Origin of the sequence: Curtobacterium sp. MMLR14_002, assembly GCF_001864975.1 — a bacterium.
In the GTDB taxonomy this organism is placed as follows: Bacteria; Actinomycetota; Actinomycetes; order Actinomycetales; family Microbacteriaceae; genus Curtobacterium; species Curtobacterium flaccumfaciens.
Window position 1 is genome coordinate 40,606 of record NZ_MJGT01000063.1, and the last position, 4,792, is coordinate 45,397.

Consider the following 4,792-nt stretch of genomic DNA (forward strand, 5'->3'; position numbering starts at 1 on the left):
GGGCCTCCCGTCCGTCAGGGCGTCCGTTCAGGACGTCAGCAGCGCGTCCGTCAGGACGACGACTCCCAGTCCGCCGGGCCGCGCGAACCGGCGCGGTACTCCTCGAGCGGGACCTCGTCGGCCTTCCAGGCGGCGACGACCGGCTCCACGATCTCCCAGCAGCGCTCGGCCACGTCACCGCGGATGGAGAGCAGCGGGTCGTCGTGGAAGATGCCGTTCAGGACCTCGCCGTACGGGGTGAGTTCGCCGTCGCTGAACGACGACGACAGGGTTACCTGGCCCATCTCGAACGGGTTGCCACCGCCGTTGGCCGACACGGTCAGCTCGATCTCGTCCGGGTTCAGGACGATGCGGAGCGTGTCCGCCTTCGGGCGACCGCTCAGGCCGGAGGGCAGGCGGGTGACCGGCTTGAAGGTGATCAGCACCTCTTTCCGGCTGTTGCCGAGTGCCTTGCCGGAGCGCAGCGTGAACGGAACGCCCTTCCAGCGGGCCGTGTCGACCTCGACCGAGATCTCGGCGAGCGTCTCGGTGCTCCGCGACTTGTCGACGCCGTCCTCGTCCTGGTACGACGGCAGCTCCTTGCCGTCGATCGTGCCGGCCGTGTAGACGGCGCGACGCGACGCGATCTTCGGGTCGCCGCCCTTCAGCTGGGTCGAACGGAGCACCCGGGCCAGGGACGAGCGGAACTCGACCGCGTCGATGTCCGCCGGGGCGTCCATCGTCACGATGCCGAGGATCTGCAGCAGGTGCGACTGGATCATGTCCACCATCGCCCCGGCCTCGTCGTAGTACTGGGCGCGGTTCTCGAGCCCGAGGGTCTCGTCGTAGAAGACGTCGACCTTCTCGATGTTGTCGGCGTTCCAGATGGGCTCGAACAGGCGGTTCGCGAAGCGCAGACCGATGATGTTCAGGACAGTGGTGCGGCCGAGGAAGTGGTCGGTGCGGTGCACGCGCTCTTCCGGGACCAGCTTCAGCACCGTCTCGTTGAGTGCCTGGGCGCTGGCGACGTCGGTCCCGAAGGGCTTCTCGAAGGCGAGGGTCGTGCCCTCGGGGAGCTCGACGTGCTCGAGCGCCTCGCAGATGTCGGAGGCGATCTGCGGCGGGAGCGCGAAGTACAGGATCGGCTCGGAGTCGGCCGCGGCCAGGAGCGCCTCGAGGTGCTTCGGGTCGGTGGGGTCGCCCTGGATGAACTGCGTCGACTCGATGGTCGCGTCGACCTCCGGCCCCTTGACGTCCTGCGACGCGAAGGACTGCGTGACGATGTCCTTCCACTTCTCGGGGCTGCGCTCGCTGCGGCCCGTGCCGATCAGCTGCACGGGGACGGCACGGCCGCTCTGCAGGAACGTGCCGAGGCCCGGCAGGAGCAGGCGGGAGGCGAGGTCGCCCGTCGCGCCGAAGATGATGAGGGTGCGCTTGTCGGTCACCTGAGGTGACTCCTTTCGCTGTGGTTGGAGGTCCGCTCCAGTCAAGTCGCGGGCGGGCCCGTTTGTTCCGGATCGGGACCGGAGTTCGTCTCCTGGACGCACTTCGGGCGGCACCGTTCTGGTGCCGCCCGAAGTGTCAGGTGCGCTGCAGCGCCGGGTCAGTGCCCGAAGTTGCCGCGGTAGTACTCGTAGACCCAGCCGACCAGGGTGATCGCCACCAGGACGAGCCCGATCGGGACGATCCACAGGCCGGCGGCCACGCCGAGGAAGCACACGGCGACCGCGGCGGCCAGCAGGATGGGCCACCAGGACCACGGGCTGAAGTGCCCGAGCTCGGCATCGCCGTCCTCGATGTTGGCGTCGGGACGGTCCTCGGGCAGGACCCCGCCCTGGGACGACATGACCTTGCCGAGGTAGAAGGCGATGAACGCCGACATCAGGCCGGTCAGGCCGATCGCGACGGTGCCCACCCACTCGGGCTCGCCGTAGTAGATCATCGCCCACGTGGTGTAGGCGGCGTCCGCCAGGATGAAGAACCCGAAGAGGATCCAGAACAGGTTGGTGTTCGCGCGCATGGCGTTACTTCACCTCGCCCTTCGCGGCGTCGTAGGTCGGGGCATCGGGGGCGTCCTTCGCGGGACCCACACCGATCGGAACACCGGCCTCGGGGTGGTTCAGGTCGAAGGCCGGGGACTCCGAACGGATACGCGGGATCGACGTGAAGTTGTGGCGCGGCGGCGGGCAGGAGGTCGCCCACTCGAGCGAGCGGCCGTAGCCCCACGGGTCGTTCACGGCGACCTTCGGTGCGTTCCGGGCGGTCACGTAGACGTTGAAGATGAACGGCAGGAACGAGATCGCGAGGATCATCGAGCCGATCGTCGACAGCTGGTTCATCCAGGTGAAGCCGTCGTTCGGCAGGTAGGTCGCGTAGCGACGCGGCATGCCGATGACGCCCAGCCAGTGCTGGATGAGGAACGTGGTGTGGAACCCGATGAACAGGAGCCAGAAGTGGATCTTGCCGAGACGCTCGTTGAGCATCTTGCCCGTCCACTTCGGCCACCAGAAGTAGAAGCCGGAGAACATCGCGAAGACGACGGTTCCGAAGACCACGTAGTGGAAGTGCGCGACGACGAAGTACGAGTCGGACACGTGGAAGTCGAGCGGCGGCGACGCCAGGATGACACCGGTCAGACCACCGACGGTGAAGGTGATCAGGAAGCCGAGGGCCCAGAGCAGCGGCGTCTCGAACGTGACCGAACCGCGCCACATCGTGCCGACCCAGTTGAAGATCTTCACGCCGGTCGGGACCGCGATGAGCATCGTCATGAGCGAGAACCACGGGAGCAGGACTCCGCCGGTGACGTACATGTGGTGCGCCCACACCGTGACCGAGAGTGCCGCGATGGAGATGGTCGCGTAGACCAGGGTCTTGTACCCGAAGATCGGCTTGCGGCTGAACACCGGGAAGACCTCGGAGACGATGCCGAAGAACGGCAGCGCGATGATGTAGACCTCGGGGTGCCCGAAGAACCAGAACAGGTGCTGCCAGAGCAGGGCCCCGCCGTTGGCCGGGTTGAAGATCTGTGCGTCGAACACGCGGTCGAGCCCGAGGCCGAAGAGCGCCGTCGCGAGGACCGGGAAGGCCATCAGGACGAGGAGCGCCGTCACGAGGGTGTTCCACGTGAAGATCGACATGCGGAACATGGTCAGACCCGGGGCACGCATCGTGATGATCGTCGTGATGAAGTTCACCGCGCCGAGGATCGTCGAGAACCCGGTCATGCCGAGCCCGAAGACCCAGAGTGTTCCGCCGAGCCCTGGTGTGAACGTCGTGTCACTCAGTGGCGCGTAGGCGAACCACCCGAACGAGGCAGCGCCCTGCGGGGTGAGGAAGCCGCCGACCGCGATGAGCGAGCCGAACAGGTAGAGCCAGAAGGCGAAGCCGTTGAGTCGCGGGAAGGCGACGTCGGGCGCACCGATCTGGAGCGGCATGATCGCGTTCGCGAAGCCGGAGAACAGTGGCGTCGCGAACATCAGCAGCATGATCGTGCCGTGCATCGTGAACAGCTGGTTGTACTGCTCCTTCGTCGCGACCACGTGCAGGCCGGGTTCGAAGAGCTGGGCACGGATCACGAGGGCCATCACGCCTGCGAGCAGGAAGAAGATGAACGACGCGATCAGGTACATGTACCCGATGGTCTTGTGGTCGGTGGAGGTGATCCACCGGACGACGATGTTGCCCTTCCGACCCACCTTCGACGCCTGGAAGTCCGGCGACGAGGTCTGGGTCGGTTGGCCGACGAGTGACGTTGTCATCTGACGAGCCCCTACTTGTTCTCGCTAGACGCCTCGACCGGCGCCTTGTTGTTCGGTTCGTTGGTGTTGGTGTTGTACTCGTCACCGAGCAGACCGACCTTGCCCTGGTCCTTCAGGGTGTCGAGGTAGTCCTGGTACTGCGCCGGCGTGACGACCTTCACCTGGAAGAGCATCAGCGAGTGGTACTCACCGCAGAGCTCCGCGCACTTGCCCTGGTACGTGCCGAGCTTCTCCGGGATGAAGTACTCCCAGTTGGTCTTGCCCGGGAGCATGTCCTTCTTGTAGAGGAAGTCGATGACCCAGAAGGAGTGGTCGACGTCGCGCGAGGAGAGCTCGATCGCGACCTTCTTGCCCTTCGGCAGGTAGAGGGTCGGCAGCTGCGACTCGTCGATCGCCCCGTTGGCGTTCTCTTCTTCCTGGGCCTGGATGCCCTGGTAGTAGACGCTCTCTTCGGGGTTGTCCTTGTTGATGTAGTTGAAGTCCCACGCCCAGCGCTTGCCGTACACGTGCACGGTGGCGTCCGGGTCGGCGAAGGGCTTCTCGATCGCGGCCTGGTCCTTCGCGGTGAAGGCGAAGAAGCCGAGCACGAGGATCAGCGGCACGATCGTGTAGAAGATCTCGAGCGGCATGTTGTACCGCATCTGCACGGGCAGGCCGGTCTGGCCCTTCCGGCGGCGGTAGACGATCGCGGCCCAGATGATCAGGCCCCAGACGATGAGACCGACGGCGAGGAGAACGACCCAGCTGGTGGTCCACAGGCCGACGATGCGGCTCGTGTGGTTGGTGACGTTCTTCGTCTCCTCCGTGCCGGGGAGCCATCCGTTCATCTGCTGCTGCGTGCAGCCAGCCAGTGCGATGACCAGACCGACGGCCACCGGGACGGCCGCCCAACGTATACGGCGATTCGAACGCACTGTTACCTCTCGCAAAAGACGTGAGCTTCGGAGGTCAGCCCGTCGAGTCCGACGGCGTGCCGCACGAAGGCGGCGCATGGCTGGCTCCCAGCTTGATTGGAACACTCCTAGCTTACTCGCAGCTCGGTACCGCTCGCG

The 4,792-nt window shown here is 65.8% G+C and carries 4 protein-coding genes; all 4 read right to left on the reverse strand.

Annotation, left to right across the window (positions count from 1 at the left end; translation table 11 throughout):
• Positions 1 to 50: 50 nt before the first annotated feature.
• The 4 genes from BIU91_RS12555 to coxB all read right to left on the reverse strand — a co-directional run bounded on the left by BIU91_RS12555 (position 51) and on the right by coxB (position 4,654).
• Positions 51 to 1,424, reverse strand: coding sequence for a glucose-6-phosphate dehydrogenase (locus tag BIU91_RS12555; protein WP_071405720.1), 1,374 nt, complete (start codon positions 1,422 to 1,424; stop codon positions 51 to 53).
• Positions 1,425 to 1,582: 158 nt separating this feature from the next.
• The gene (locus BIU91_RS12560; RefSeq protein WP_027465267.1) at positions 1,583 to 1,999 is read right to left on the reverse strand and encodes a cytochrome c oxidase subunit 4; all 417 of its coding nucleotides are present in this window, start codon (positions 1,997 to 1,999) and stop codon (positions 1,583 to 1,585) included.
• Positions 2,000 to 2,003: 4 nt separating this feature from the next.
• Positions 2,004 to 3,740 carry a cytochrome c oxidase subunit I gene (gene ctaD, locus BIU91_RS12565; RefSeq protein WP_071405721.1) on the reverse strand — a complete coding sequence of 579 codons (1,737 nt, stop codon included), beginning with the start codon at positions 3,738 to 3,740 and terminating at the stop codon, positions 2,004 to 2,006.
• 11 nt (positions 3,741 to 3,751) lie between these two features.
• Positions 3,752 to 4,654, reverse strand: a complete 903-nt coding sequence (coxB, locus tag BIU91_RS12570; RefSeq protein WP_027465265.1) for a cytochrome c oxidase subunit II — start codon at positions 4,652 to 4,654, stop codon at positions 3,752 to 3,754.
• Positions 4,655 to 4,792: the final 138 nt, after the last annotated feature.

Excerpts from the sequence above, each read along its gene's own strand:
- ctaD (WP_071405721.1), bottom strand. The coding sequence starts at position 3,740 with ATGACAACGTCACTCGTCGGCCAACCGACCCAGACCTCGTCGCCGGAC.
- BIU91_RS12560 (WP_027465267.1), bottom strand. The coding sequence starts at position 1,999 with ATGCGCGCGAACACCAACCTGTTCTGGATCCTCTTCGGGTTCTTCATC.